This is a genomic window from Palleronia abyssalis, assembly GCF_900302445.1.
In the GTDB taxonomy this organism is placed as follows: Bacteria; Pseudomonadota; Alphaproteobacteria; order Rhodobacterales; family Rhodobacteraceae; genus Palleronia; species Palleronia abyssalis.
The window spans coordinates 12736-39531 of record NZ_ONZF01000014.1; the positions used below are offsets into that span (position 1 = coordinate 12736).

Annotated in this window: 22 protein-coding genes and 3 pseudogenes; 11 read left to right on the top strand and 14 right to left on the bottom strand. The window is 62.1% G+C overall.

Annotation, left to right across the window (positions count from 1 at the left end; all coding sequences use genetic code 11):
- Positions 1 to 3 precede the first annotated feature (3 nt).
- Genes PAA8504_RS19365 through PAA8504_RS19375 form a run of 3 tightly spaced genes read left to right on the top strand, consistent with a single transcriptional unit; the run spans position 4 to position 3037 of the window.
- Positions 4 to 825 (top strand): class I SAM-dependent methyltransferase, encoded by an 822-nt coding sequence (locus PAA8504_RS19365; RefSeq protein WP_108895796.1) that lies wholly within the window; start codon positions 4 to 6, stop codon positions 823 to 825.
- Positions 822 to 2384 (top strand): transporter substrate-binding domain-containing protein, encoded by a 1563-nt coding sequence (locus PAA8504_RS19370; RefSeq protein WP_108895797.1) that lies wholly within the window; start codon positions 822 to 824, stop codon positions 2382 to 2384. Before PAA8504_RS19365 ends, PAA8504_RS19370 begins: the two co-directional genes overlap by 4 nt.
- Positions 2381 to 3037 carry an ABC transporter permease family protein gene (locus PAA8504_RS19375; RefSeq protein ID WP_108895798.1) on the top strand — a complete coding sequence of 219 codons (657 nt, stop codon included), beginning with the start codon at positions 2381 to 2383 and terminating at the stop codon, positions 3035 to 3037. The genes PAA8504_RS19370 and PAA8504_RS19375 overlap by 4 nt, the downstream gene beginning before the upstream one ends.
- A gap of 252 nt (positions 3038 to 3289) precedes the next feature.
- Here the strand turns inward: PAA8504_RS19375 and PAA8504_RS22845 are convergent.
- Positions 3290 to 3444 (bottom strand): annotated as a pseudogene (locus tag PAA8504_RS22845) (IS3 family transposase); the annotation flags it as partial.
- On the opposite strand from PAA8504_RS22845, the gene PAA8504_RS19380 reads away from it, so the two are divergent.
- The 3 genes from PAA8504_RS19380 to PAA8504_RS21890 all read left to right on the top strand — a co-directional run bounded on the left by PAA8504_RS19380 (position 3432) and on the right by PAA8504_RS21890 (position 5917).
- Positions 3432 to 3659, top strand: a complete 228-nt coding sequence (locus PAA8504_RS19380) for a hypothetical protein (RefSeq protein ID WP_108895799.1) — start codon at positions 3432 to 3434, stop codon at positions 3657 to 3659. The pseudogene PAA8504_RS22845 and the gene PAA8504_RS19380 overlap by 13 nt on opposite strands.
- A 1109-nt stretch (positions 3660 to 4768) precedes the next feature.
- The gene (locus tag PAA8504_RS19385) at positions 4769 to 5230 is read left to right on the top strand and encodes a hypothetical protein (RefSeq protein WP_108895800.1); all 462 of its coding nucleotides are present in this window, start codon (positions 4769 to 4771) and stop codon (positions 5228 to 5230) included.
- 441 nt (positions 5231 to 5671) lie between these two features.
- On the top strand, positions 5672 to 5917 hold the full coding sequence (locus PAA8504_RS21890) for a hypothetical protein (RefSeq protein ID WP_146190538.1): 246 nt from the start codon (positions 5672 to 5674) through the stop codon (positions 5915 to 5917).
- Positions 5918 to 6544: 627 nt separating this feature from the next.
- Here the strand turns inward: PAA8504_RS21890 and PAA8504_RS19395 are convergent.
- The 3 genes from PAA8504_RS19395 to PAA8504_RS19405 all read right to left on the bottom strand — a co-directional run bounded on the left by PAA8504_RS19395 (position 6545) and on the right by PAA8504_RS19405 (position 10226).
- Complete coding sequence (locus PAA8504_RS19395) at positions 6545 to 8020, bottom strand: L-lactate permease (RefSeq protein ID WP_108895802.1); 1476 nt, start codon at positions 8018 to 8020, stop codon at positions 6545 to 6547.
- A 3-nt stretch (positions 8021 to 8023) separates the two neighbouring features.
- A complete protein-coding gene (locus PAA8504_RS19400; protein ID WP_108895803.1) occupies positions 8024 to 9025 on the bottom strand; it encodes a 2-hydroxyacid dehydrogenase in 1002 nt (333 codons plus the stop codon).
- Positions 9026 to 9623: 598 nt separating this feature from the next.
- Positions 9624 to 10226: an IS3 family transposase gene (locus PAA8504_RS19405; RefSeq protein ID WP_281259966.1), complete on the bottom strand. Its 603-nt coding sequence runs from the start codon at positions 10224 to 10226 to the stop codon at positions 9624 to 9626.
- Positions 10227 to 10379: 153 nt separating this feature from the next.
- On the opposite strand from PAA8504_RS19405, the gene PAA8504_RS22195 reads away from it, so the two are divergent.
- On the top strand, positions 10380 to 10661 hold the full coding sequence (locus tag PAA8504_RS22195; RefSeq protein ID WP_181375883.1) for an IS110 family transposase: 282 nt from the start codon (positions 10380 to 10382) through the stop codon (positions 10659 to 10661).
- A gap of 24 nt (positions 10662 to 10685) precedes the next feature.
- Entirely contained in the window at positions 10686 to 11072 is a 387-nt protein-coding gene (locus PAA8504_RS19415) for a transposase (RefSeq protein ID WP_181375884.1), read from the top strand.
- A gap of 263 nt (positions 11073 to 11335) precedes the next feature.
- Here PAA8504_RS19415 and PAA8504_RS21895 read toward each other — a convergent pair.
- The 6 genes and pseudogenes from PAA8504_RS21895 to PAA8504_RS19445 all read right to left on the bottom strand — a co-directional run.
- Positions 11336 to 11629, bottom strand: a pseudogene (locus PAA8504_RS21895) (hypothetical protein); the annotation flags it as partial.
- A gap of 330 nt (positions 11630 to 11959) precedes the next feature.
- Positions 11960 to 12943 (bottom strand): ABC transporter ATP-binding protein, encoded by a 984-nt coding sequence (locus PAA8504_RS19425; RefSeq protein ID WP_108895807.1) that lies wholly within the window; start codon positions 12941 to 12943, stop codon positions 11960 to 11962.
- Between the two features lie 3 nt (positions 12944 to 12946).
- Positions 12947 to 13771, bottom strand: a complete 825-nt coding sequence (locus PAA8504_RS19430; protein WP_108895808.1) for a carbohydrate ABC transporter permease — start codon at positions 13769 to 13771, stop codon at positions 12947 to 12949.
- On the bottom strand, positions 13768 to 14628 hold the full coding sequence (locus PAA8504_RS19435) for a carbohydrate ABC transporter permease (protein ID WP_108895809.1): 861 nt from the start codon (positions 14626 to 14628) through the stop codon (positions 13768 to 13770). The genes PAA8504_RS19430 and PAA8504_RS19435 overlap by 4 nt, the downstream gene beginning before the upstream one ends.
- Before the next feature lie 81 nt (positions 14629 to 14709).
- Positions 14710 to 15990 (bottom strand): ABC transporter substrate-binding protein, encoded by a 1281-nt coding sequence (locus PAA8504_RS19440; protein WP_108895810.1) that lies wholly within the window; start codon positions 15988 to 15990, stop codon positions 14710 to 14712.
- A gap of 22 nt (positions 15991 to 16012) precedes the next feature.
- Positions 16013 to 18337, bottom strand: coding sequence for a family 78 glycoside hydrolase catalytic domain (locus PAA8504_RS19445; protein ID WP_108895811.1), 2325 nt, complete (start codon positions 18335 to 18337; stop codon positions 16013 to 16015).
- Positions 18338 to 18478: 141 nt separating this feature from the next.
- On the opposite strand from PAA8504_RS19445, the gene PAA8504_RS19450 reads away from it, so the two are divergent.
- Both PAA8504_RS19450 and PAA8504_RS19455 read left to right on the top strand, forming a co-directional pair.
- Positions 18479 to 19465 (top strand): LacI family DNA-binding transcriptional regulator, encoded by a 987-nt coding sequence (locus PAA8504_RS19450; RefSeq protein WP_245897703.1) that lies wholly within the window; start codon positions 18479 to 18481, stop codon positions 19463 to 19465.
- A 236-nt stretch (positions 19466 to 19701) separates the two neighbouring features.
- A pseudogene (locus PAA8504_RS19455) lies at positions 19702 to 20811 on the top strand (IS110 family RNA-guided transposase).
- 581 nt (positions 20812 to 21392) lie between these two features.
- On the opposite strand, the gene PAA8504_RS19460 reads toward PAA8504_RS19455, so the two are convergent.
- The 4 genes from PAA8504_RS19460 to PAA8504_RS19475 form a co-directional block, all read right to left on the bottom strand.
- Positions 21393 to 22040: a nucleoside triphosphate hydrolase gene (locus tag PAA8504_RS19460; protein WP_108895813.1), complete on the bottom strand. Its 648-nt coding sequence runs from the start codon at positions 22038 to 22040 to the stop codon at positions 21393 to 21395.
- A gap of 15 nt (positions 22041 to 22055) precedes the next feature.
- Positions 22056 to 22832 (bottom strand): ATP-binding cassette domain-containing protein, encoded by a 777-nt coding sequence (locus PAA8504_RS19465; RefSeq protein WP_108895814.1) that lies wholly within the window; start codon positions 22830 to 22832, stop codon positions 22056 to 22058.
- Positions 22829 to 23893, bottom strand: a complete 1065-nt coding sequence (locus PAA8504_RS19470; RefSeq protein WP_108895815.1) for an ABC transporter permease — start codon at positions 23891 to 23893, stop codon at positions 22829 to 22831. The genes PAA8504_RS19465 and PAA8504_RS19470 overlap by 4 nt, the downstream gene beginning before the upstream one ends.
- 78 nt (positions 23894 to 23971) lie before the next feature.
- A complete protein-coding gene (locus tag PAA8504_RS19475) occupies positions 23972 to 24988 on the bottom strand; it encodes a substrate-binding domain-containing protein (RefSeq protein WP_108895816.1) in 1017 nt (338 codons plus the stop codon).
- A gap of 180 nt (positions 24989 to 25168) precedes the next feature.
- On the opposite strand from PAA8504_RS19475, the gene PAA8504_RS19480 reads away from it, so the two are divergent.
- Complete coding sequence (locus PAA8504_RS19480; RefSeq protein WP_108895817.1) at positions 25169 to 26332, top strand: ROK family transcriptional regulator; 1164 nt, start codon at positions 25169 to 25171, stop codon at positions 26330 to 26332.
- The last annotated feature ends 464 nt before the right edge of the window (positions 26333 to 26796 follow it).

Here is a 26796-nt window from a genome sequence, read left to right on the forward strand (position 1 = left end):
CGAATGACCGACCAGATACTTTTCCCGGCGGGCACACTCGGTTGCGCGGCGGGCTCTCCGCGCGACGCTGTGCAAACAGCCGCGCAATACGAAGTCTATTACGGGAAGGGACACTATGACGCGCGGTATCCCCGGCCGAACCCTCGCCTGCTGCGCCTTGTTGCCAAGCACCTACAGCCATCGGGCAGGCTGCTGGATTACGGATGTGGTAGCGGACGGTATCTGCTCCCTCTTGCGTCAGGCACCTCATCGGCTATCGGGTTTGACATCTCTGCTACGGCACTCGCCACTCTCAGAAAGCGGTCGACTGAGATGGGGCAGACTAACGTCGTTCAGGCAATCGGCCCGAACCTCGGTGATCTCGACGAGCATCTAGAGCATACCGGGCTCGTCGATCTCGCCATCTGCCTTTTCGGCGTTCTCAGCCATATCACGGATGATGCGGCCCGCCACGCCGCGCTTGTAAGACTTCGCCGCGCAATCGATCCCGGGCGCGGCAGGGTCATCCTGTCGGTGCCGAACAAGCGCCGCCGTTTCCGCAATGAGCAGCGAGATCAGACCGCTGTTAGCTCAGGTCGGATCAACTACACCCGTACGCTCGGAGCTGACAGGGTCGATCTGGGATATCGCTTGTACGACACGGAAACGCTGCGGTCTGAACTCGCCGAAGCCGGTCTGGAAGTAGAAGCCTTTCATGCCGAAAGCTGCCTTCCGGAAAACATAGTGGCGTCCCATCCTAACCTCGCCCGCCTGGATGGTGCGCTTAGTCGGCTGTGCCCGTCGAGCTTGGGCTACGGCATCGTTGCAGTAGCGCGCCCGGCATGATCGGCTACTGCATCAAGCTGATGGTGCTTGCGCTTGCGGTTTTGGCGGCGGAAAGTGCGAGCGCCGATACGTTGGATGACATTTCGGCCAGTGGAACGATGACCGTGGGCGTCAAAGTCGACTATGGCCCTTGGGGACACTACCGGCCGGACGGCACGATTGACGGCTTTGAGCCGGATTTGGCCCGGCTGATAGCAACGGATCTCGGCGTCAACCTTCGCCTCGTGCCAGTGACGAGCGCAAATCGGCTGGCCCGCTTGGCACAAGGTGATGTAGATCTGGTCGTCGCCACGATGGGCGACACCGAGGAGAGAAGGCACGTCGCCCGCCTCATTACACCGCACTACTACGCCAGCGGCGTTCGACTGCTGATGCCGTACGGTGCCGCCCTCGATAAGTGGAGCCATCTTCAAGGGCGCAGCGTATGCTTGGTGAAAGGCGCCTATCAGAACCGCCATCTGATCGAGACATGGATGGTTACGCCGGTGGTGTTTCCGTCGCTCACGGATGCCGGAGCTGCGCTGCGCCAGGGGCGGTGTGTCGGACTTGCCTATGATGACACCTTGCTGGCGCAGATCGCCGGGACGCGAGACTGGTCCGGCTACAAGATTTCCCTGCCGCCCGAATTCGCAACGTCTTGGGCGATGGCCGTACGGCTTCCCGACAAGCGATTGGCCCGAAGAATAGAAGACCTGCTCGCCGGTTGGCATTCGGACGGCACACTGCTTGACCTCGAGAACAAGTGGCTCGGCGACACGAGCAACTTCCTTGAGGATCAGAACGCCATCTGGTCGCAGACGGCAAAAGGGAAACGCATCTGTGTTCGCGGACCTGACGGGGACTTCCCGGAGGCCTGTATGACAAGTCGGGTCATCCGCACCGGCCAATCCTTCGCGGCGCCGGAATGGATGGCGAAACTGACTGGTGCGACGGGAATTGACCCGGCTTTCCTGCTCGACCCTTTCAACCGGGGACGGATCAAAGCGGCCCTTGGAAATACCCTACTCATCGTAGGGCTAAGCTTGGCGGGTGCTAGCGTGATCGGCATCGGGGCCGCACGGCTGATCTCGCGATCTTCCGGCGGTAATCGCCAAGCGCGGATCACCGCTCGAATTGTGGGAAGTGGCTTGGCATTGGCGCAACTGACGCCTCCGATCCTGCAGCTCTACATATTGTTCTTTGGTCTTGCGGCCTGGATCCAAGCCAGTACCGGCTACCAAGTCTGGACCCTCGCAATAGCAGCATCGGTCTTCTCGGCATACGCCGGTGCGACGATTTCGGCGCTGGTCGTCAACGCTTATCGTGCCGCGCCAGATGCCGGTTTTCGGGAGGCCATCGCGACTGCCTTCGACGGTATCGTGGCCACCCTGGTAAATATCGCCAAGGCGACAGGAATTGCGAGTGCAATCGCGTATTTCGACACGATCACCGTTGCGGGTGATCTGATTGCGGAAGGGGCAGACAAAGCAACCGTGATGAACCTCCTTCTCGTCTTCTATCTCGTTTTGGTCATGGCTGTAATGGGTGTTCTTAACCTGCTGAAGGCAAGGCTGCTGTGACGATCGCCGCCAAACTCAGTCTCCTCCTCGAATGGTCTGGATATATCGCAGGCGGCTTCGTCGCGAACCTCGCAATCTCTGCTTTGGCCATGGTCTTGGGAACGCTTGTCGGCGCGGGTCTGGGCGCGTTGCGAACCAGTCCAAGTCTTCTCGCCCAGCAGGGCGGCGGTTTTGCGACGTCGCTGGTCCGCAACGTGCCCTCTTTCGTCCTGATGTTCTATCTCGCCGTAATGCTCCCGCAGGAAGCTTCACTGCCTTTTTTGGGTAGCCACGTGATCCAGCCATGGATGAAAGCCGGTTTGGCGCTGGCCATTCCAGTTTCGGGCTTCGTCTCTGACGCGTGGGTCGGCGCGAGGCGAAATGGAAGGTCTCTGTTCGACTCGGCTGCCCGCTTCGCTTGGATCCAATACGGAATGATCGTGGTCATGGCGTCGGCAACGGCTTCGGTCATCGGCTGCGATGATATCGTGGCACGAGCCGCGCGTGTCGCTGCCATCACAGATGTCCAAGGGCTACTGGTCTGGTGCTACGGCTACGCCGCCGCGTGGTTCCTGGGCTTTGGTCTCGTCGTGAAGCTCGTTTTAGCGTCCGTACGCATTTCAACGCCTCGTCACCGGAGATCAGGTTCCGACAAAAGGGCTGGGACCGTATGACAGTCAGCACCCGAACGTAGAGTCCTTGGGATGGCCTTCCCCTATCTGCCGGTCCGGTTTCGATCTTGGTTTATATCGGGCCCCAGGGCCGATGCCGTCGCCTTCGGTCTCGTTATTTCACGAAGTCTTACGGCAACCCAAGGACCGACGACCGGCGAAAAAATCGGCTCGAAGCTTCGAGTTGAAGCTTTAGCAAAAGCCTGTTTCGGGAAACTCTGCACAGTCCCACGGGGGTGTTCCGCTTGATCATTTCGACTTCGCGCCGACCGCTTCGATCCAGTCCCGCACGGCCTGGGCGATCAGCTTGGGGAATTGTCGGAACGCACTTGGCCGGGCACTTCTTGCGGGATGAAGAGGTCAGCCAAGGCATCGATCACGGCGGGCAAATTCAGCTGTGATCGGCCCCTGGCGCGCGAACGCGGCGCAACAACGGGGCTTCGCCTTGCGCGAGTCGACCCGCGCAGAAAAGACGGTCGAGATCGGTGTGGATCTCGACCAATATGCCACCTGCTGCACTATGGCCGGGGGTGAGCACGATACCGTCGGGGAAGATGACGAAGGGCTTGTGGGCTTGGTGGACCAGACACGGATGTCCGAGACGTTTCTCAATCTCTTCGACTGACCTGGCGTTGACGACGGGGGGATCGGAAGGAGGCGTGGCGCGCTCGGCCACCGCTTGTGCGGCCTCAGTCAGACCGGACTGTAGGAGCGCGATCCCGGCCTAAAGGGCGGTCAAGGCGTTCCGGATGGAGCAAAAATTTGCTTCCTCCATGATCGCCTTCATCAACCCGTCCCGCCCGCACTCAAGTTTCCTCAGCTTCGACGTGAGGCCCCCAGATCCTTGCTTTGCGTCTCTGTGCTCTTCCCCACTCCAAGCTCCTCAACCGCGATTTCCATACTTCGTGCTTTAAAACCCGGTCCGGGAACAATTTGCGATTCCGAATAATATGTGGAATGCGGTGTTCCTTCAAGATCTCATCTTAGATGTCGGCCGATTTCCCTTTGAATTCTAAATGGTTCGTGACGATGATGATCTGATGGTAATCACGCTTGGTCCCGTAGATGGCGGCGAACGCTGACTCGACTTTCGTGCGCCAAGTCCGCTTGGAGTTGAATGTGGAAGCCGATTGCTCGCCGGACTTGTCGTTGGTGGGCATAAACCCGCGTACAAAGGTTTCACCTGACACAAGGAATATGTCTGCGCCGGTCTTTCCGTCGCCGCTCCCAATTAGATCTGTTTGACTGCAAATATTCAGCGCGATTCGTTTTTCGCAACGTTTCTGCGCGAAATTCTCGAATACGGTGTCATCCCTCCAATCGGTGAGCGTTTGCGGGTGCCGGGGCAGGTCTAAACTTCGCGATCGAGTTGATATTCCACTTTCACCAAATAACTGGAGAACAGATAAGAGTGACGTTCGCGAATGCAGAGCGACTGCGAATACTTGGATCGTGCGGGTTCGGAGTTTTTCGATTCACTTATTCGAGAGGATTTTAGCATACTTCCCAGACCAAGATACACGTAATAATGAGTCTAGTTTCTCAACCTTCCACGTCCATATGACGCAAGTCGGGAACGCCCGCTCGTTTCAACCCGCTTTCTGTCACCACGAATACCCACGGGCAATGGAACGCTCCGGGCTAGGAAGCGGTCATCCTTTGCGCCAAGTGGGTTGGGGCACGGATTTTTGAGAAAGTTCATAGCGCTATTTCGCTGGATCAAGGTAGTATGAATTGAACGACAAGAAGACGGCAGCACCAGGCGCGGCGGAGGCGACGGCCTTGTCGGCGCCCGCCCATTACGCTGGCGACGACGGGGCCGTGGCCGTGGCTGGCGGGGCGAAGGGCTTGCCTGCGAAGCGCAAGCTGACGGCAGTTCAACGGCTGATGCATGGGGAGAGCCTTGAGGCGGTATCGCGTGATCTGAACGTTCCGGTCCACCGGCTATCGGAATGGCGCAATCGGGTTCTCATGGCTTCGGAAAGCGCCCTAAAGGAGCGCGAGAGGGATGACCGCGACGAGGAAATCGCGCGGCTCCATACCGAGGTGGGCGAGATCACCATGGCCAACGAGTTGTTGTACGCGAAGATCGACACGCTGGAGGGCGGGCGCCCTTTGGCCCGGCGGAGGTCGCGAAAAGAAGCCGGGCGCATTCGATCTCCACGCGAGGGGCTACGGAACGGCACGGGTCTGTGACCTCTGGAAGGTTCGCCGGGCCACGGTGGCTCGGCATCGTGTTCAAGAAGCGCCGCGAATGGCGGCATCACCAGTGCAGGGCGCTGTCTCATTTCCGTGCCCCGGTACGTCCGTTGGGCCAAGCGTGAAGGTCCGCTTCTCAAATTGGACGTCCGGGTCAAGCTCGTCTTTATTCTGTCTGCGCGGTCGACGTCGCGCATCCGGGTCATGCTTCTCTTCGCAGTCTGGTTGATGCCACTAGGCATCGCTGCACCCATATGTTGGACCGGTCATGGAGAGCCTTGCTTTTAGGCGCGCTTCTGGTTGCGCAGCAGGCGTTTCGGCTTCATCGTTATCCGACGGGGTATGATTGCATGCCCGAGAGGGGAACGGTCATGATCCGCACGCGGATTTCGCCCTGAGTAGCAGCGTGATTGACCCGCCGGTCCACAACCTAAAAAAATGTTGGCACAAGATAAGGCGCGCGTCGAGAAGCGGCACCAGCGCGTGGGTCAGACCCTCGTCCATCTCGATCAGGGGGCGGACGATGTCGTTCAAAATGCCATGCTGCACGATCTTGGGCAGGCGGATACCGAAGACCTTCAGCAGCCCGCGCACTTCGTCGGCAAGGTCATCGTCTTCTTGAGGAGCGGGTTGCGAGTGCTCCGCAATGCACGGACGCCATGCGCCACCCGGCTGTTCATGTGAACCGGGCCGCATCAGCCGGTTTTGCCGCGCATGCCGATGGGGCCGCATTCACCTAGCGCGCTCCATTCAGACGACACCGAAGCCGGCGGCGGTCAGACCAAAGGCCAGATGCTGGCTCATCGTCCAGCTTCAAAGCCGACGCGTTTGTTCGGATGGGAGAGGCCCGGCACCTACGCCGCTGGCGGAAACCTCGTCTGGCAGCTTGCGCATCACCCTGCCCTCTCCGTCGACATTTTACAGCGCACATGACCGCATGCGAAACGTTCAGCCCGGCAAAATAGTCCTCATCGCTCTCCCTTGTTCACGGCGATGTCGTGATCCTAGCGGGAGCTCGACCTTGAAGTGGAGCAAGCCCAATTACGCATGCTTCAAGGCCGCCCAAGACCGGTTTCGGAGCACGCGCAGAACTGCGCTGCTACAAGTTTGCTTCAAGCCAATTGACGGGAACACACCGGCGGGACTGCGCAGCTGCAGCGAACTTGCCTCGCAGAATATGGCCGAATGTCGACTATCGTCACAAGCCCTCCGCCGTGCTGATGCTTTGGGGAAGTAGCCCTTTGTCCGTTAGAAGATCATAGGGCCGGATCGAAGATTCCCACTCTCGGGAAATTCCTCCGGGCGAGACGATCAGGCAGCAACTTGAAGCCACCCGAATGTCAACAGGCCACCGAGGGCCGCGTATATCAGGCATGGCTTGGCAGTGCGCGCCATGACCTCGCCCTCGCGTCCCGACAGCCCGACCGTTGCGCTTCCCGCGATGATGTTGTGTGGCGCAACGATGTTCCCAATGGCGGATCCAAACCCTTGCGCTGCCACCAGATTGGCGGCCGATAGGCCCACGCTGTCCGCGGTAGAAGCCTGGAACTCGGTGAACAGGATATTGGACGACGTCGCCGACCCGGTGATGAAGGTTCCCAGCACGCCGACGAACGGCGACAATAGTGGCCAGGCCGGTCCGACACTGGCCGCCGCCGCCGCGAGGCTGTCGATCATGCCAGCATGGACCATAAGCCGCGAAAGCATCAGCATGACCATCAATGCGAAGGCGACGGGAACAAGGCGCCGTATCGAAGCGGACACCGCCCCGGTAAGGAGCCGCAACCGCCCGGTGCCAATGGCACCGAGAAGCAGGCCCAAGAACAACAACGTGCCCGGATGATAGAGCGGCTGGAACGCGCCGGAATATTCGCTGCTTATGCTCCAGGATAGAGACAGATCCGCCAAAGCCCGCTGCACCGGTGCGATCAGTCGCGTCACCAGGACAAGCATCAGGATCACGACATACGGCGCGAGGTCCGCGAGAACTGCGCGCGGGCTCGCCGCCTCGCCAGAGGGCCTGCGGCGCAACACGGCGATGAAGACGGCCGCGCCGACCAGCGCGCCGCCGAGGGTGGGGAGTTCCGGGCCGACTACGGCCGCCAGAAGGACTGAGGGCACAAGGAAGCTCGCCGCGGCGAACACGGTCCAGGCCAGCATCCGCGCTGACAGGGGCGGGTCGTCCGCCATCCGGACCATGATCAGCAAAAGGACCGGCGCGCAGACCGCATGCATCGACGCGGTCCTCATCGCGACGTCCTGCGCTGGCAGCCCGGACAGGGTCACCTGCGCCAGGACCGGCGTGCCGACCGCACCAAATGAGACGCCGGCCGCGTGGCCCAGCAGAGCCAGGACGACCGCCCGGACCGGCGGATAGCCCAGCCCGACAAGCAGCGGCGCGGCCAAGGCGACCGGAGTCCCGAATCCGGCGGCGCCCTCCATGAAGAGCCCGAAGAACCACGCGATCAGGATCGCCTGAAGTCGGCGATCTTCCGTCACCGAGGCCAGCATGTCGCGGATGCGGACGATCGCGCCGGACGCCTTCTGAAACTCGAACAGACCCAGCGCGGGGAAAATGATCCACACGATCGTCGCGGTGGAATGGGCTGCCTCTGCCCCGACCCCGACCAAAAGGGGGACGATTCCCTCCGCCGGTTCGAACGCCGTCAATGCCAGAGAGATCGCCAGCGCAAGACCTGCCGCGCCAGAGAGAATGGCAGAACGCCGCAGGATCACCATGCCGATCAGGATGAGCCCCAGAGGCGTGGACGCCAACAGCGCGCTCATGGATCAATCCCCCGGTGGCATTGGCACCGGGTGGACGGGCGCCCCATCGCGCTCGAAGGTGGAGATGTTATCCAGCGTCGTTCGCGCGATAGCGGTGAGGGCCTCGTGTGTGAAAAAACCCTGGTGGCCGGTGACCAGCACGTTCGGAAAGGTCAGAAGCCGGGCGAAGACGTCGTCGCGGATGAAGGTTCGCGACAGGTCCTCGAAAAACAGATCAGCCTCTTCCTCGTAAACGTCGAGACCGACGCTGCCGATGGTCCCGCTCTTCAGTCCGGCGATCAGCGCCGACGTGTCCACGACGGCGCCGCGGCTCGTGTTGACCAGCATTACGCCAGACTTCATTCGCGAAATGGCGTCCGCGTTGATCATGTGTCGGGTCTGCGGAGTGAGAGGGGATTGCAGAGTGATGATGTCGCTTTGACCAAGCAGATCGTTCAGGCCGACGTAACGAACGCCCATCTCGGTGCAGGCAGCGTTCTCATTCGGGTCGAACGCCAGCACCTCGCAGCCGAAGCCACAGAGGATGCGCGCCACGATCTCGCCAATCTGTCCGGTCCCGACGATTCCCACGCTCTTTCCGTGAAGATCGAAGCCCAGCAGCCCATCGAGTGCGAAGTTTCCCTCGCGCACGCGGTTGTAGGCCCGGTGCAACTTACGGTTCAGTGTCATGATCAGGGCCACCGTATGTTCGGCGACGGCGTGAGGCGAGTAGGCCGGAACTCGCCCGACAGCGATGCCGGCCGAGGCCGCCGCTGCGAGGTCCACGTTGTTGAAGCCGGCCGAACGTAGGGCGACGAACCTGATGTCGAGGCGGACCAGTTCCGCGACGACGTCGGGCCCGAGGTCGTCGTTGACAAAGGCGCAGATTGCATCGCTTCCGCCTGCAAGCGCGGCGGTAGCGGAGGTCAGGCGCATGTCGTGAAACACAAGCTCGTGGCGTTCCGCGTTCGCCGCGCTCAGATATTGCTCGTCGTATGGCTTCGTGCTGAATACCGTTACACGCATCGGGTCTCCGTCGCTGAAGCGGCCGTACCGGGTAATCCGAGGAACGTAGTGGCCTCTTCGGCCGTCACATGAAGGCATACGGCCTTTTACCCCCTGAATACAGGGCCCACCTAAATCGCCCGAAAATGCGCGCGCTGTCGCGCTGTGCCTGATGCCGAGCCGCCGGCGCCGTGTGGCACGCCGTTATAAGCCCTCTACTCGTCGGGTTCGCTCAGGCCGAAGCCTGTGCTTTATCACTAACTCTAAATGGCCCCCACATTCTGTGGCGAAACGATCGATGGAAGCGTCCGCTCAAGGCCTCCATCCTCGTGACCATTGCTAGGCTCATCTCCGACTTGGCTGCCACCTCTTCCGCGGTCATGCTGGCTGCATCGCGCAAGCTTCAAAGCTTCACAGCGATCTCGCGCTTGGCCGCGTTCGCCTTCTACCGTCCATAAGCTTGGGGACGTGCTTCGCGCATCCGCTGTCGGAACGATATCTTGTCGGTAGCATTCGCTATCCGCCTCGGTTGATCGGCCGCTGCAGTTTTGTACCGACTATCGCGCGTTGACCGCCAGAAATGGACCTGTCGCGGTTTGGTTCCGGTCACGGTGCTCATTTAGGCGGCCTTTCGCTCCAAGGCCGAGGGACTTTTCCAGCCCAGTGCTGAGTGTCGCCGCCGTGGATTGTAGAAGCCGTTGATGTATTGGAAGAGGGCCAGTTCGACGTCGCGGCGTGTCGACCAGGATCGTCGCCAGATCATCTCAGCCTTCAGGGTCTTGAAGAAGGTCTCGACGGCGGCGTTATCGTAGCAGTTTCCCTTGCCACTCATCGATACCTTGAAGCCGTTCCGGCGCAGGATCTTTTGATAGTCGTGAGAACAATACTGGCTGCCGCGGTCGGTATGCTGGATGCAACCCTTGGGCGGCCGCCGCAGGGCGATCGCCATGTTCAGCGCCCGGACCGCCAGATCTTTCTTCAGCCGGTTGCTGATCGCCCAGCCGATCACGCGCCGGGAATGCAGATCGAGAACGACGGCCAGATAAACCCAGCCTTCCCGGGTCCAGATGTAGCTGATGTCGCCCGCCCATTTTTCGTTTGGATGATCTGCATGGAAATCCCGACCCAGAAGGTTCGGCGCGATGTTGAACGTATGATCGCTAGCCCCCTCTTGTCTTATTGATGTCTCAGCTCTTGTTGCATGATGGGAGCCACCACGCAGATCGCGCAAATCGGCGTGGTGGCGGGGGATGGATCGTACCCCTCTTGGTCGTCAGGGACCGTTGCCGAGTATGGTTGTCCCCGCTTTGTCTTCGAGCCTGAACGGATACCTGGGCTTCGGGCCCGCATGACAAGACGAGGTGGGAGATACTCCATGCAGGATGCAACCGGCGACGACGTTTCCAAGGCCGTGCTCGTTGCGTATTGCTCATTGATAAATGAGTGCCGGCAGTTTTCAAATGATGCTGCTGGCTTGGCCGCGCTTGAGCAGTGGGCGTCGGATGACGTTGCGGTCATCGTCTTCGAAGCGTCCGGCACATATCATCGGGAACTTGAGCGTCATTTGTCGCGCCGGGGACTGGCCTTCGCGAAGGTCGATCCCCGACAGGCACGACGGTTCGCGGAAGCGATCGGGCGTGTTGCCAAGACAGACTGACTCGACGCCGAGATGCTGGCCAGGATGGGGGCTACCCTGCAGCCCGAACCGACGGTGGCACAGCCTGAAGTCGTTGCAGATCTACGCGATTTACTGGTGTTCCGCCGAGGCCTGATCAAGGATCGCACCGCCGCGAGAACGCGGCTCAAGATGGCAAGGCAAGTGGTCCTGCGCCGTTTTCCCACGCAACGGCTGGCACAGGTCGAGCGGCAGATCGCGCGTATAGATGCGACGATGCAGGCGCTCATCGCCTCTGACACCGGGCTGATGGAACGACTGAGCATCTTGGTCAGCATCCCCGGCATCTCCCTCGTTTCGGCAACGGCCTTGCTTGCAGACGTGCCGGAACTCGGCAACCTGTCGGGAAAGGAAGCTGCCGCTTTGGCCGGGCTGGCCCCGATATCGCGCTAATCAGGGCAATGGCGTGGTCAGGAACATATCCAAGGAGGCCGGCAGTCTGTCCGGAAGGTCCTCTTCATGCCGGCGCTCAGCGACATCCAGCACAACAGCTCCGCCAAGGCCAAGTTCGAAGACCTCGTTCAAGCAGGAAAGCCAAGAACAGTTGCTGTGACCGCAGTCATGCGAAAACTCATCGTTTTGGCAAATGCGCTCCTGAGAGATGGACGAAAATGGGTTCCCGAACCTACTTGCTGCCCATGCGCCTGCCGGGCGATGGTCGTGACCTTGTATCTGCGTTTCCGCACCACGCGGATGTCGTTCTGGCGCATCAGACGACCTACCTGGCCACTCTCATGGTTTGCTCTGCAACCACTGCCGGGCAGTGGATGGCCGACGTCGAAACCAAGTTCCGTTAGCTCCTCGGTCATCCGTGGCCGGCCGTAGCTGCCCAGGCTGGCACGGTGCTGGTCACAGATATGTGCCAGCAGCACCATGTCGGTGCGCTGCCGCTGCGACAGCGCGCGCTGTCGCCAAGCGCGCAGCCCACGATCCGTCACGTCCAGCATTCGTTACAGATGGACCTGTAGCAGCGCCCCACGATATTAGCGCTCTGAGGCGCGCCGTGCTTTGACAAGTGGCTCCCCGTGAGGGAAGGCTCGGGTCAAGCCGCCTCCCTCACTTTTCGGCTAGGTCCAAGACCATCCAACCCCGAGCCCGCACTGGATTTCGACCTCCCGCGTCGCCGGCATGGATCCCGCCGGAAAATGGGCCCGCATGACATCCCGCTGGTATCTGTTGCGCGAAATGTCGTCGCCCGTCGGACTCTCGCAAGAGCTTGGGCCCAGAACAAACGGCATCTCAGGCGCCGCCCTGTTCGTGGCGAGGTGCTCATGGGTCGATCAACTCTTTCCGAAACGGAACTCCCTCTCCGGCATAGGCGCCGCACGTATCTCGCGACCCTCGCGGAGTTCGGATTGCCCGTCGGTGCGGATGATCATCGGGCCGAACGTCTCCATCTCGGCGTGGACGATCGTGTCGGCGCCGAGACGTTCGACCAGGCGCACGCGACCGTGCCAGTCGCCGTCATCGGTCAGGCGGATATGCTCGGGGCGGATGCCGTAGACCTCGCAGCCCTTCTGCGCCGCGACATCCCCATCGAAGAGGTTCATCTTGGGCGATCCGATGAAGCCGGCGACGAAGGGAGTCGCCGGCTTGTCGTAGAGCTCCATCGGGGTGCCCACCTGTTCAATCGCGCCGTCCTTCAGCACCACGATCTTGTCGGCCATGGTCATCGCCTCGACCTGGTCGTGGGTGACGTAGATCATGGTCGAGCCCAACTGCGCGTGCAGGTCGGTCAGCTCGATCCGCATCTGGCTGCGCAGCGCCGCGTCGAGGTTCGACAACGGTTCGTCGAAAAGGAACACCTTGGGGTCGCGCACGATGGCGCGTCCGATGGCGACCCGCTGGCGCTGACCGCCCGACAGCTCCTTGGGGCGGCGGTCCAGGAGGTGGCCCAGTTGCAGCGTCTCGGCCACGCGGTTCACGGCCTCCGCGATCTCGGCCTTGGGCTTGCGGGCGAGTGACAGGCCGAAGCCGATATTCTCGCCCACTGTCAGGTGCGGATAGAGCGCGTAGGACTGGAACACCATGGCGATGTCCCGCTCGACCGGCTCCAAGTTACCGACATCGCGCCCGTCGATCTCGATCCGGCCGCTCGTCTGCTCTTCCAGCCCCGAGATGATGCGCAGAAGCGTGGACTTACCGCAGCCCGACGGGCCGACGAAGACGCAGAACTCGCCATCCTCGATGGTCAGGTCGATGCCGTGGATGACCTCGACCTTGCCGAAGCTCTTGCGGATGTCGTGCAATTCGACACGTGCCATGGATTACCCTTTCACGGCCCCGGCGGTCATGCCGGCGACGATCTGACGGTTGAAGAACAAAAAGACGATGAGCGGCGGGATGGTAACCAGCAGGATGTTCATGAACAGCAGGTTCATCTGACTGACGAACTGGCTCTGGAAGTTGTAGAGCGTCAGCTGCACGGTCACGTTCTCACGCCCCGGAAGGTAGTAAAGCGGGTGGGTGAAGTCGTTGAACACGGTGATCGACTGGACGACGATCACCGTGACAGTCACCGGCTTCAGAAGCGGCAGGATGACCCGGAAGAAGATCTGCAAGGGCGAGGCGCCGTCGATCCGCGCGGCCTCGTCCAGGTCGCGGGGAATCGTGCCGATGAACTGCCGGAACAAAAGGACCGAGAAGGATAGCCCGTAGGCGCACTGGATCAGGATCATCCCGTGGATCGTCTTGAAGAGGCCGATCTGCTGAAGCAGCCAGATCGTCGGCACAACGGCGGGCGGGATCATCAGTCCCGCCAGGACGAAGCCAAAAATCACCTTGTTCCACGCGCTGTGCCGGCGCTGGAGGATATAGCCCACCATCGCGCCGAAGATCACCATTAGCGCGACCGAGCACACCGTGATGAGGGTCGAGTTCCAGTAGGCCAGCAGCAGGATGTAGTCGCGTGCCTGCACCACGGCGATCAGGTTTTCGAAGAACACCCAGCGGTCGGGCAGCGAGAAATCCAATGCCGCCGAATCCTGCGACGTCTTGGATGCGTTGAGCAGGATGAAGATGAAAGGCAGCACGAAGATGACGAAGGTGGCGGCAAGGGCCGTGATGCCGATGACGTATTGGCGACGTTTCATAGGTCGACCTCCCGGCGGTTCAGCCAGTAGACGAGCGGCATGACCAGCACCCCGATCAGGATGAACAGGATCACGTTCCCTGCCGTGGAGAGACCATAGAACCCGGCCTGGTACTGCTTGTAGATCACGCTCGCGAGGACATCAGACGAGAATCCCGGCCCGCCCCGCGTCATCGCCCAGATCAGGTCGAAGAGGCGCATGCCGCCGATCAGCGACAGCAGGATCACGGTCGTCGTCGCGGGCCGCACCAGCGGCACCGTCACGCGCCAGTACTGCTGGAGGCGCGTCGCGCCGTCCATCCGCGCAGCCTCGTAGTATTCGGGGCTGATCGACGCCAGTCCGGCGATGTAGATCAGGGTGGCCAGCCCGACCCCCCGCCAGACATCAACCAGCGCGACCGAGATCAGCGCAAGGTCCGGGTTGGTCAGCCAACCGGGCCCGTCGATTCCGAAGAAGGATAGCCCCATGTTGATGGCCCCGTCCGTGGGATGCATCAGCTCGGTGAAGGTCAGGCCGACCCCGATGGTCGAGACGAGGACCGGGAAGAACACGACGGCGCGCAGGAATCCTTGTGCGAAGATGCCGGCGGTCAACAGCACGGCCAGCAGCAGCCCGAGCACCGTCTTCAGCCCCGATGTCAGCCCCGCGAAGATCACGGTGTTGATCAGGCCGCGCGTCAGGCCCGGCTCGCGGAAGAACTGCACGAAGTTGTCGAAGCCGATGAAGGTCTGGCTGAACAGATCCCAGCGGGTCAGCGCGAAGTAGAGCGACGTGACCGTGGGGATCGTGAAGAGCACGGTGAAGATGATCGCGGCGGGGGCTACGAACCAGTAGGGATAGGGTGTCTTGCGGCGCATGGACGACCTCGGGACAGACTGGGGGCGGTCCTGCCCGGGACGGATCCCGGGCAGGTTACGCGTCGGGCGGCAAGGGGAGGCTTACCAGCCCTCGAGACCCAGCTGACGCGCCTGCTTGGCCGCGTCTTGATCGTAGAGCGAAGCGCCCTCTTCCGCCGTGTTGATCCCCGAGCCCACGGCAACCGTGATCTGCTCGAGCGACGGTCCCTTCACCGGCGAAACGTATTCCAGCGCCGGGGCCGTCCGCCCCTCTTCGTCGAAATACTTCTGCATGTCCGACACCGAGGGCGGCACGTCGTCCGGAAGCTCGCATCCCTCGACGACCGCCGGGCCGCTGGCACCGACCGTTTCGAAGATGATCCGGCAGCCCTCGGGCGTGGCCACGAAGTTCATGAAGTCCTTCGCGACCTCGAGGTTGTCGGTATCGGCCGGAACATAGAGCGCCGAGGGCATCCAGACCGTCAGGCCGTTCTGCTCGGGGTCGTCGCCCGGCTGCGCGAAGAAGCCGATGTCGGACAATTCCTCGGGGTGGTCCTGGCTCAGCGCACCGATCGCGAAGGTCAGCATCGGGTAGTGGACGCCTTCGCCCGAGGCGAGCATCGCAAGGCCGTCAGCGTAGGATGCGGCGCCGAAATCCTCGTTGAAGTAGCCCGACTCGGCAGCCTCCTGCAGGCGCCCGAAGCTTCGCAGCGCCTCGGGCGTTTCGGCATACTTGGCCTCACCGGCGGTATAGTTCTGGGCGAAGTCAGGATTGTCGACCTGCACGTTGAAGTAGTCAGCCAGGACAAGAAGCTGGGACGTCCAGGTCTCGCGGTAGGTCTGGATGATGGGCGCCTTGTCGGTCTGTTCGGCGATGATCCGGTTGTTCTCCATGAACTGGTCCCAGGTCAGGGGGACCTCCAGCCCGAGTTCCTCGTAGGTGGGGATGTGATAGAAGATGCCCCCGCCCATGGCCGCCTCGATCGGAACGCCATAGATTTCGCCCTCAGGGCCGGAGACGGCGGTCTTGAAGCCCTCCAGAAGATTGTCCATCGCCGGAAGGTCCGTCATCGGCGCAAGCGTCCGGCTGGGCCGCAGGTTCTGCAGCAACGAGCCCGAGTTGTATTGGAAGATGTCGGCCATCTCGCCTGTCGCGAGGCGTGTCTTGACGACGTTGTCGCCCTCGCCCCCGCCCGGGCGCGTTTCGATCGAGAAGGACACGTCCGGGTTCATCTCGCTGTAGGCGTCGCCCAGAGCTTGCAGCGTCGCCACTGTGTCGGGGCTGGAATCGCTGAGGATCGTGAGGTCCTGCGCCCAGGCGGCGCCACCCGACAGGGCGAGCACAGCCGCAAGCGCGGGGCTGGTGATCAGTTTCGTCTTCATGTCGTCTCCTCCCAGAGAGTGATCAGGTGCGGTCGAAGGTGATCTCGTGCCGACCGCTTGGCACGTTCAGGCCCGTCTCGGGGATCGAGACGGAGTCGCCGTTCAGGGTGACGTTCCCGCGACGGGCCGAGGGCATCAGACGCCCCTCGCAGCCATCGGGCAGCATCACTGCATAGGTCACACGGACGCCGTCGAGCTGCCATGCAGCCTCGATCCGGCCGTGGCGGCAGGTGTGCCACATCTTCACGTGGCCGAGTTCGAGCAGGATGGTCGGGTCGATCGCGACCCGATCGAAGCCTGGCCCGCCCGGGGTCGGCGCGATACCCGCGACACCCTCGAACAGCCATTGGCACACGGCCCCGTAGGCGTAGTGGTTGTAGCTGTTCATCGACGGCTCGTAGATCGTGCCGTCCTCGCCGATGGCGTCCCAGCGTTCCCAGATCGTCGTGGCGCCTTGCTCGACCTGGTAGAGCCAACCGGGCACGCGGCGGTTCAGGAACACCTTCTCGGCCAGGTCGTCCATGCCAAGCTTGGTCAGCGCCGGCAGCAACGCGGGCGTCCCGATGAATCCGGTGCCGATCAGGTAATCGGCCTCTTCGATCACGCGGCGGAAGTAGGCCTTGGCCGCCTTGTAGTGTTCGGCCGGGACAAGGTCGTAGAGGAACGCCAGCGCGTAGGACGTCTGATCGTTATGCGCCATACGACCGGTCGAGGTGAAATACTCGGCATGGAACGCGGTGCGGATCTGCTCCTTGCGGACCTCGAGGCGCTCGGCTTCGGCATCCTCGCCCAAGGTGCGGGCGATCCGCGCGGCAAGTTCGGTCGAGATGAAGTGGTACAAGGTCGCCGCGCAATCGTCGGCGATGGTCGGGCGCGGTTTGCGGTTGTCACCGACCGGCTGGAGCCAGTCGCCGAAGGTGAAGCCCGTCTCTCCCCAGGTCGAATGGGGCCGGATGATCGGGCCGTCAGACAGGCTCCAGAGGTAGTCCACCCAACGGATCATGGCGGAGAAGCACTCGGACAGCACGCCCTTGTCACCGTAATGCAGGTAAAGCTGCCACGGCATGACCGTGATGACGTCACCCCAGCCGGTCGAGCCCGCCCAATCCCCGTTGAAGCCGGCAGGATGCAGGCGCGTCGGGTCGGGTGAGAAGTGCGGCACCGCCCCATCCGCACGTTGGTCGTGCATCACGTCGCGCAGGTACTTCTTCAGGAACGTCTCGCTGTCGGCCAGCCAACAGGCGGTGCCGGCAAAGACCTGCGCGTCGCCGGTCCAGCCCAGCCGCTCGTCCCGCTGGGGACAGTCGGTGGGAATCTCGATAAAGTTTGCGCGCTGCGACCAGACGGTATTCATCACCAGCCGGTTCACGGCCGGCTCGGCACATTCGAAGCCGCCGGCGAGATCGGGGACCGAAGTGATCGGGATCGAACGGATCGCGCGGACCTTCGCCTGCCCCTCTATTGCGACGCGCGCGTAGCGGAAGCCCATGAAGGTGCAGGCCGGGGCATAACGCTCGATCCCCTCGCCCTTCAGCGTGTAGCGGATCGCCGCGCGGGCGACGCGGTAGTTGCGGCGGTCGAAGTCGCCCTCTGCGCCGGTGACCTCGGCGTGGTCGATGTAGACGGTTGCGCCGGTCGCGCCTTCGACCTCGATCTCCACGAAACCGGCAGCATTCTGGCCGAAATCGTAGATCGTCCGGCCTTCGTCGTCTTCCCACGTCGCGGCCGGCTCGATCCGGTCCAGTGCCTTCACCGGGCCGGTCTCGTGCGGCACGAAAAGGCTCATGTCGGTGTCAAGCACGCGCACGCCGCTGCTTGCCCCCTCGCCCTCGAGCCGCGCGTCGTAGTCTTCGCCGTAATAGATCCCGGCCTTGGTCACGGGCAGCAAGCCGCTTTGCCAACCGTCATCTGTGGCGAGGATCACTTTGCCGGTGACTTCGATCTCGGCCACGGCGGCGATGGTGTCGCCCCAGCAGTTCGGGATGCCCTTGTCGCGCCACATGATGGGCGAGCGGTACCAGCCATCTGCGAGTTCGATGCGAATCCGGTTCTCGCCCGCGGCCAAGAGGTCGGATACGTCGTAGCTCTGAGCGCCGATGCGGTCATCATAGCAGGTCCAGCCCGGGGTCAGCAGATCATCGCCCACACGCTTGCCGTTCAAAAATGCGCGATACAGCCCCAACGCCGAGATCCGCAGGATCGCCCGACCCGTCGAAGGGTCCGCCTGGAACGTGGTCTCAACGAAACTGGCCCGTCCGCCCTCGCCCGGATCGCATGCCGGGGCCACGGGCCGGGCCGCGCTGAAGACCTGTTCGCGTGCCGGGGCCCGCTTCACCGAAACATCCATCTTTCCTCCCGCAGGTCATTTCGTAGACCGTTATACGTAGAACATTATACAAGTCGGATTGCCGATCAAGGGGTGTTTGCGTATTCTTACCGAAGCCGAAAATGCGGAGGTCGCGTGGATAACGGAACCAAGAGTGAGCGCGTGACCATACGAACGGTTGCGCAGGACGCAGGTGTGTCCGTCTCGGCCGTCTCGAAGGTGCTGCGCAACGCCTATGGGGTCAGCGACGAACTGCGCAAACGCGTCAACGTTTCGATCTCACGACTGGGTTACCGGCCCAGCATGGCTGCGCGCAGCATGCGCGGACGCACCCACACTGTTGGCATTCTGCTGGTCGAAATGGAAAACCCGTTCCTGCCTGTCATCGTCTCGGGCATCATGGATGAGCTGTCGCAGGCGAACTACAAGAGCATGTTGGCCGTCGGACGGGCCGACACGATGATCGAAACATCGCTGATCGATTCGATGCTGGACTTCAGGATGGACGGGATAATCTTGGTCGCCCCGCGCCTTAAGGGAGCGCTTCTATCCAAGTACGCCAAGCAAATTCCCACGGTGGTCGTCGGCCATCACGAACCGGACTCTACTGACTTCGACACGGTGAACGGCGATGATGTCGGGGCAATGCGCCAGATCGTCCGCAGGGTCCACCGTGACGGCCGCCGGCGGATCGAGATGGTCAGCATCGACCGCAGCACCAATGACAGCGATGTCTCATATCAGCGCGAAGTCGGTTACGTGGCCGAAATGACGGCGCTCGGTCTGGCCGAGTACATCCACATCAACCGTCTGTCCGAGCAGCACAAGCGCGAAGCGATCTCCCCGCTGGTCGCCCGGCCGGATCAGCCCGAAGCCTATATCTGCTGGAGCGACCTGCACGCTATCGACCTCGTCTCCCAAGGCCGCGCTAATGGCTGGCGCATCCCGTCCGAGATCGCGGTGGTCGGCTTCGACGACAGTCCGGCGGCCGCGCTGCCGCAGATCGACCTCGCCTCGTACAACCACGACGGCACGCGACAAGGCGCCGAGGCTACGCGCCTTCTGCTGTCGCGCATCGACGGTCGGACCGATGCGCGGCACGTCCTTGTCGAAGGCAGATTGAGTGAGCGCTCGAGTCTTACCGCATAGGCCGTCCTCGCTTTGACGCCTCGGCTGAAGAAATCATCGGGTGGGAAGAGTTATTCCGCCGTCGATGAAGCGAGTCATGAGGTCGGCATTGTAGAAATTACCTGAGGCGACGCCCTGCGGGCCGCGCTGCGGCATTGAGGAAAGCAGTGAACGGCAGACAATGGGATGTGTCGGCTGCTTCCCCACCGTTGGGGTATCCTGAAGAGGGATCAACCGTGCATCAAGGAGAAGTAGCCATGTGTGCAAAGAAGTCAGGAAGCTTTGAAGACCTCGCCGTCGTCGGTGCCGATATCGGCAAGGACACGTTTCATCTGGTCGGGTTCGACCGCGCCGGCCAACTGTTCATGCGCAAGCAGATCAACCGCTTGGCCCTGAATGCCACCTTTGAGCAACTCCCGCGCTGCATCGTCGGAATGGAGGCTTACCTCAGCGCCCATTTTGTAAGCCGAACGCGGCGGGGCATGGGGTTCGAGCCGCGGATCATACCGGCGATTAACGTGAAGCCGTTCAACAAGGGCCAGAGTGAGGAGGAAAAGAAAACGATCCAGTGAATCGTTTTCCCGACAAACGATTACAACGACGCCGAGGCGATCGCCGAAGCCGCGTTGCGGCCGAACTTTCGGACCGTTTCAGAGAAGAACCAGTATCAGCTCAACCTTCAGGCCCTGCACCGGGTGCGCGCACGGCTGGTGTCGCGGCGCACGGCGACCATCAATCAGATCCGGGCCTTCCTGATCGAGCAGGGCATCACCGTCAGGTCGGGGCTGCGGGCGCTGAAGAATTCCTTTGAGGCGATCCTCGAACAGCGGCGGGATGAGATCTCACCTCGAATGCGTGGCATCCTGATCGGGCTTTACGGCGACTGGCTCTGGCTGGACAAACGGATCGGGGACGTCTCCGGCGAGATCGAAGCGATCAGCCGCACCGAAGAGAACTACGCCAACATCATGACGACACCCGGCATCGGGCCAATGATCTCAACGGCGATGGTTGCGGCAGTCGGCAAGGGCGAGGCGTTCGACAGGGGGCGCGATTTTGCGGCCTGGGTTGGTCTGGTGCCCCGGCAATTCAGCACGGGCGGTCGCACCATTCTCGGCCGGATCACCAAACGCGGCAGCCGCTACCTGAGGATGTTGTTCGTGCAGGCGGCGAAAGTGATCATGATGCGCCCACACCGATGGTCCGACTTCAGTTTCGGACCGTGGCTGAGCGAGGCGGTCGCCCGTATGCCACGAAACAAGGCGGCCATCGCGCTTGCCAACAAACTCGCTCGAACCGCCTGGAGCCTTCTGCGGCACGGCACCCGGTTCGACGCGCCAAAAGACGCGGCCATGGAAGCGATCTGACGCTTTCCACGGTCACGAAGGAGTTCGCGGTAGAGAGGACAGCATGGAACGGAGAAAATACGCCCCCAGAGTCTGACGGCCCAAATGGTCGTAATGGACCTTGCCGGTAATGAGACCACGGAGCGTGCGTAACCCCATCAAGGGTGAGCCTGCGAACGCCCGCGAGCCGATCAACAGGCCGGATACATATGAGCGATTTCCGAAGTCGTGCCGGATTCTCGATTGCGAACAGCAGCCCACACATACATTGGGCCGTACGCGTAGGACGGCCCGATCGTTCATATCTCCCCCGGATATTGCCAGGTCATCTTCACGCTCGACGCCGAGGTCACGGACTGTGCTTTCCATCTGCGTGTGGCTAAGTAGCAGCCGCTTGGCCCAAAGGATCCTGGTTTCGCAGCGAATCTGGACGGCCTTGGGGCGGCGCATCGACCGCACTGCCGCAGGTCCGCTTTGAGGACATACTCCCCATTTCAACTGCGGGTGGGTTCGTAAGCGCAGCATAATCCGCTCGGTGTGACCGGCTTTACGTTTTGGACCCGACCCCTTGAGCTATCGAGCCTGAGACTCGTCGAAACGCCTCATTCGTTTGGCAGGCGGAAATCCGGTGGCATGCTGTGGGAAATCACCAATCTGGCGTTGGGAAGGTCGTTCCCATCGACCTGACGCACTGCAGCTGCGGGGGCAAGTGCGGTCCATCGATCGAGGAGCCGTTGATGAAGCACGTCGATCGGCACGTCGAGAAAGACGGTGATGTCGAAATAAGGCGACAGGTCCCGCCAATACGGGCGGTCGAGAAGCAGATAATTGCCTTCGACGATGACAAGGCGGATTTCGGGGCTGATTACCCGTGCCCCGGCGCGCGCGACCTCGATCGACCGGTCGAAGACGGGCACTGCGACGGCACGCCCGCTTCCGTCGGAAAGGCGCGCCAGCGTGCTTTCGAAGCCGGCTACGTCGAAGGTTTCGGGGGCGCCCTTTCGGGGCAGCAGGCCTAGGGGTTCGAGATAGATGTTGTCGTAGTGGAACCCGTCCATCGGCAGGATGGCCGCCTGTGCGGTCGGCTGCGCGTTCAGTCGCGCGACAAGCCGCTCGGACACCGCGCTCTTGCCCGATCCGGGGGCGCCGGCGACGGCGACGAAGTGCCGCCGTCTCCCCGTATCGAGCGCCTCCAGCCGTCGGACAAGCGTGTCGAAATCGATGGTCTCGGTCAAATCCTCGCCCGCCATTCCCGGTCCCGCCCGTCAGGCCGCCCGGGGCGCGTCCGGCTCCTTGGCGCCGGTCATGAAGGCCACGGCGTCGGACATGCTGTATTCCTTCGGATCGATCACGCAGAGGCGGCGCCCCAGCCGGTGAACGTGGATCCGGTCGGCCAGTTCGAAGACATGGGGCATGTTGTGGCTGATCAGGATAATCGGGATGCCGCGATTCCTGACGTCCTGGATCAGCTCCAGCACACGCCTGCTTTCCTTGACGCCAAGCGCCGCCGTCGGCTCGTCCAGGATAATGACCTTCGACCCGAACGCCGCCGCCCGCGCAACTGCGACGCCTTGGCGCTGGCCACCAGAAAGGGTTTCAACCGGTTGGGTGATGTTCTGAATAGTCATCAGCCCCAGGTCCGACAACTTCTGGCGGGCGAACTCCTCCATCGCCTTCCGGTCGAGCTGGCGCAGGTACTTGCCCATGAACCCCTTCTTCCGGATCTCGCGCCCCATGAACATATTGTCGGTGATCGACAGGGCGGGCGACATGGCCAAGGTCTGATACACGGTTTCAATGCCTGCCTCGCGCCCGTCATTGGGCGAGGTAAAGTTGACCCGTTTGCCTTCGACATAGACCTCACCCTCATCGGGGGGGGCCGCCCCCGACAGCGCCTTGATCAGCGTGGACTTGCCGGCGCCGTTGTCGCCGATGACGGCGAGGATTTCGCCCGGGTAGAGTTCGAAGTCGCAATGGTCCAGCGCGGTCACCTTGCCGTAGCGCTTGACCAGGTTCTTGGCAGAGAGAACGGGCTGGGTCATGCCGACACCTTTCTGATCCATTGGTCCACGGCGACGGCTACGATGATCAGTACGCCGATGAAGAAATAGGTCCACTGCGCATCGGCCCCCAGAAGCCGCAGCCCGAGTGAGAAGACGCCCACGATCAGCGCACCGAACAACGCCCCCAGGATCGACCCGCGCCCCCCGAACAGGGAGATGCCGCCGATCACCACGGCGGTGATGGATTCGATGTTCGCCTCGTAGGCCGAGGTCGGCGACACCGACCCAAGCCGTCCGATCAGCGCCCATCCCGCAAAGCCGCAGATCAGACCACCCAGCATGTAGACCGACATCAAAGTGCGGTGGACGTTGACGCCCGACAGTGCCGCGGCCTCGGCATCGTCGCCGACGGCATAGACGTGCCGTCCCCAGGCGGTGTTCTTCAGCGCCCAGGCAAGGACCAGCATGAGCAGGATCATGAAGACGACGCCGAAGGTGAAGACCGCGCCGGCGATCTCGAACCGCGTGCCCATGAATTGCAGGATCGGCGCACTCGCCTCGATATCCTGCGACCGGATCGTCTCGTTCCGGGAATAAAGGTAGTTCGACGCCAGGATGACCTGCCATGTTCCCAGCGTGACGATGAAGGGCGGCAGCTTCATCTTGCTGACAAGAAGTCCGTTCAGCGCGCCGCACAGCGTGCCGAAGGCCAAGCCGCAGACCACCGCGATGGAGGGCGGGATACCGTAGCGAAAGGCGAACTGCCCCATAACCACGGAAGAGATCACCGTGATCGCTCCGACTGACAGATCAATTCCGGCGGTTAGGATGATCAACGATTGTGCCGCAGCGACGATGCCGACGATCTGCACCTGTTGCAGGATCAGTGTCAGCGCGAAGGGCGAAAAGAAGCGCGACCCCAGCAGCAGCCCGAACACGACGATCGAGGCTAGAAGGACGATCAGCGGCACCAGCGCCGGGTTGCCGTGCAGCAGGTCATGGACCTTGTGCAGCAGGCCCTTCCCCCGGCTTTCGAAGGCGGCGAAGCTCTCCTCTCGCCGCGTCTTTACGACATCTTCGTAAGAGTCATCCTGGCTCATGCGCCGTCCCTCCCGTGACAGGCGGTTCGGCCGGGGCGTTCTCGCCCCGGCGCTTTAAGGCTCGGTCGGGTTACGGGGTCAGCCCCAGCACCGCTCCAGCCCCTCGTCGACGGAGATCGACGCGACCCCCTCGACAGGCTCGTCGGTCACCAGCTCAACCCCGGTGTCGAAGAATTCCTTGCCTTCGGTCGGTTGCGGAAGCGTGCCGTCCTGCGCGTATTGGTGGATCGCCTCAATGCCGAGGGCCGCCATGTCCAGCGGGTATTGCTGGGCCGTGGCGCCGATCACGCCGTCGCGGATATTCTGCACGCCGGGGCAGCCGCCATCGACCGACACGATCAGCACGTCTTCGGCCCGGCCCAGAGCGTCGAGCGCCTCGTAGGCTCCGGCGGCGGCGGGTTCGTTGATCGTGTAGACGACGTTGATGCTAGGGTCCTGCGCCAGCAGGTTCTCCATCGCGCGGCGCCCGCCTTCCTCGTTGCCTTGGGTCACGTCATGACCGACGATGCGGGGGTCGTCCTCGTCCCCGTAGCGGGCCGGATCCTTGATATCGATCCCGAAGCCCTGCATGAACCCCTGGTCGCGCAGCACGCCCACGGTCGGCTGGCTGACGTTCAGATCGAGGAACGCGATGCGCGCATTTTCGGCCTCGTCGCCCAACTTGCCCGCAGCCCATTGACCGATCAGCTCGCCGGCGCGGAAGTTGTCCGTGGCGAAGGTGGCGTCGGCGGCATCCGCAGGGCTCAGCGGAGTGTCGAGCGCGATCACGATGGCTCCGGCTTCCTGCGCCTGTTCGACCGAGGACACGATCGACGATGTATCAGACGCCAACAGGAGAATACCGTCCGCTCCGGCGGCGATGCAGGTCTCGATAGCCTGGGCCTGGGTCTCGTGGTCGCCGTCATACTGGCCGGCGAAGTTCATCAGCTCGATGCCGAGTTCGTCCGCCTTCTGCTGCGCGCCTTCGCGCATTTTCACGAAGAACGGGTTGGTATCCGTCTTGGTGATCAAGCAGGCCGTGGTCTGGTCCTGCGCCATTGCTGCGCTACCGGATACGGCAAGCGCCACGGCCGTGAGTGCCGTCGTGTATCTCATGATGTCTCCTCCCGATTTGTCGCATTCGACAATGACCGGCCTGGACCGTCGAACTGCCGAAAACGGCCGACTCCTCCAGTCGGCAAGGCAAGCATGACCACGGAAAAAGCGGTCGTCAACGCTTTTCTAAACTTGCTTTAGAAAGAGCCGCTGACAACAGTGAGTGAAGGAGGTCCTGACATGGATGATGCGATGCGAGGCGTCGTGACCGCCGCGCAGGAGCGCAGCGCGAACGAACGTGCGATCCTGAACCTGATACGCCAGGACGGGCCGACACCCGCGGCCGAAATCGCCCGCCGGATGGACCTGTCCGTGCAGTCGGCCTCGGTCATCACCCGCAAGCTAGAGGCCGAGGGACTGGTGCGGCGGGGCGCGCCCGTCCGGGGCAGGATCGGCAAGCCGTCGAGACCGATCAGCCTCGATCCGAACGGCGCGTTCTCGGTCGGGCTATGGATTGGCAGGCGGCGATCCGATCTGATCCTCATCGATTTCGAGGGCAAGGTTCTGGATCAACGCACAATCACCTACGCCTACCCAACGCCGTCCGCTTGCCTCGATCTGGCCCGCGGTGGACTGGCAGAGTTCAAGCATACCCTTACGCAAGAGCAGAGCGATCGGATTGCCGGGATAGGGATAGGGATGCCGTTCGACCTGTGGAATTGGCTGGACCTGCTGGGTGCACCGCAGGCCGAGATGCGGGAATGGCAGGATTTTCCGGCCCGAGACGCCTTCTACGAAGCGCTCGGCTTGCCGGTCTTCGTGGGCAACGACGGCTCTCTCGCCTGCCAGGGCGAGCATCTTTTCGGGGCTGCCCGGGCGCTTCAGAACTTCGCCTATATCTATGTCGGCACCTTTCTGGGCGGCGGCATCGTTCTCGACGGAAGGCTGTATCTCGGGACGAGGGGAAATGCCGGAGCGCTTGCCTCGCTCCCCATACCCGGCGCGGACGGCACCATGTCACAAATGGTGGAGTTCGCATCGATACACCGGCTTGAGCGTCGTTTGGATGCCCGCAATCCTGGGCAAGGAACACAGCTACTAAAACAGCCCGAATGGACGGGGTTCGAGGAGCTCGAGGCGACATGGATCAAAGAGACGGCGCACCAGATCGCTTCGGCCAGCATGACACTTGTTGCCGTTCTGGATCTTCCCACCGTAGTTGTGGACGGAAGTTTTCCCCCGAAGGTGCGGGATAAGCTCATCTCGCGGATCGAATCCCTTATCTCCCACTGGGACGCCAGGGGAATTCACAGCCCGCAGATCGTTCCAGGTACACTGGGGACAAAGGCCTGCGCGCTCGGCGCCGGCTATCGGCCGATCGTCGCCCGCTACCTGAAGGAGTAAAATACGACGGTGCACATGAAAATTCTCAGCCGCCGGTTTTTCGCAGCAAGGCGTCGCAAAGTCCTGAGAGTGCATCCGGCCGCAGACGGCAAGAAATCGCGTCACGAATAAGCGGCTTGCGGGCTATGAAAGGATGGTTTTTTCGAAGAAGAACACGTGAGCAAAGGCACGACGGCGCCACGGGGATTTACGAATTCCGGGTCCACCTTCCTCGTCACGAATACACCCGGCAGTGAACGAATTACCACTTCTACCCTCGAGAAGCGCTGGCCGCATTCCTGGCGGTTAGCATAGGAGGCTCAACCGCAGTGTCCGCCACTCGCTGTCGGATCTCGGCCACTGGGGCGGCGAGACCCCAGCACTCCCTGCGACTATTTGATCGAGGGCGATGGGATCGCGGTACAGTTTCCTGAAACGCCGACTGGCATACCGGCGGGGTACGATGACGAGCGCACCACCTTCGC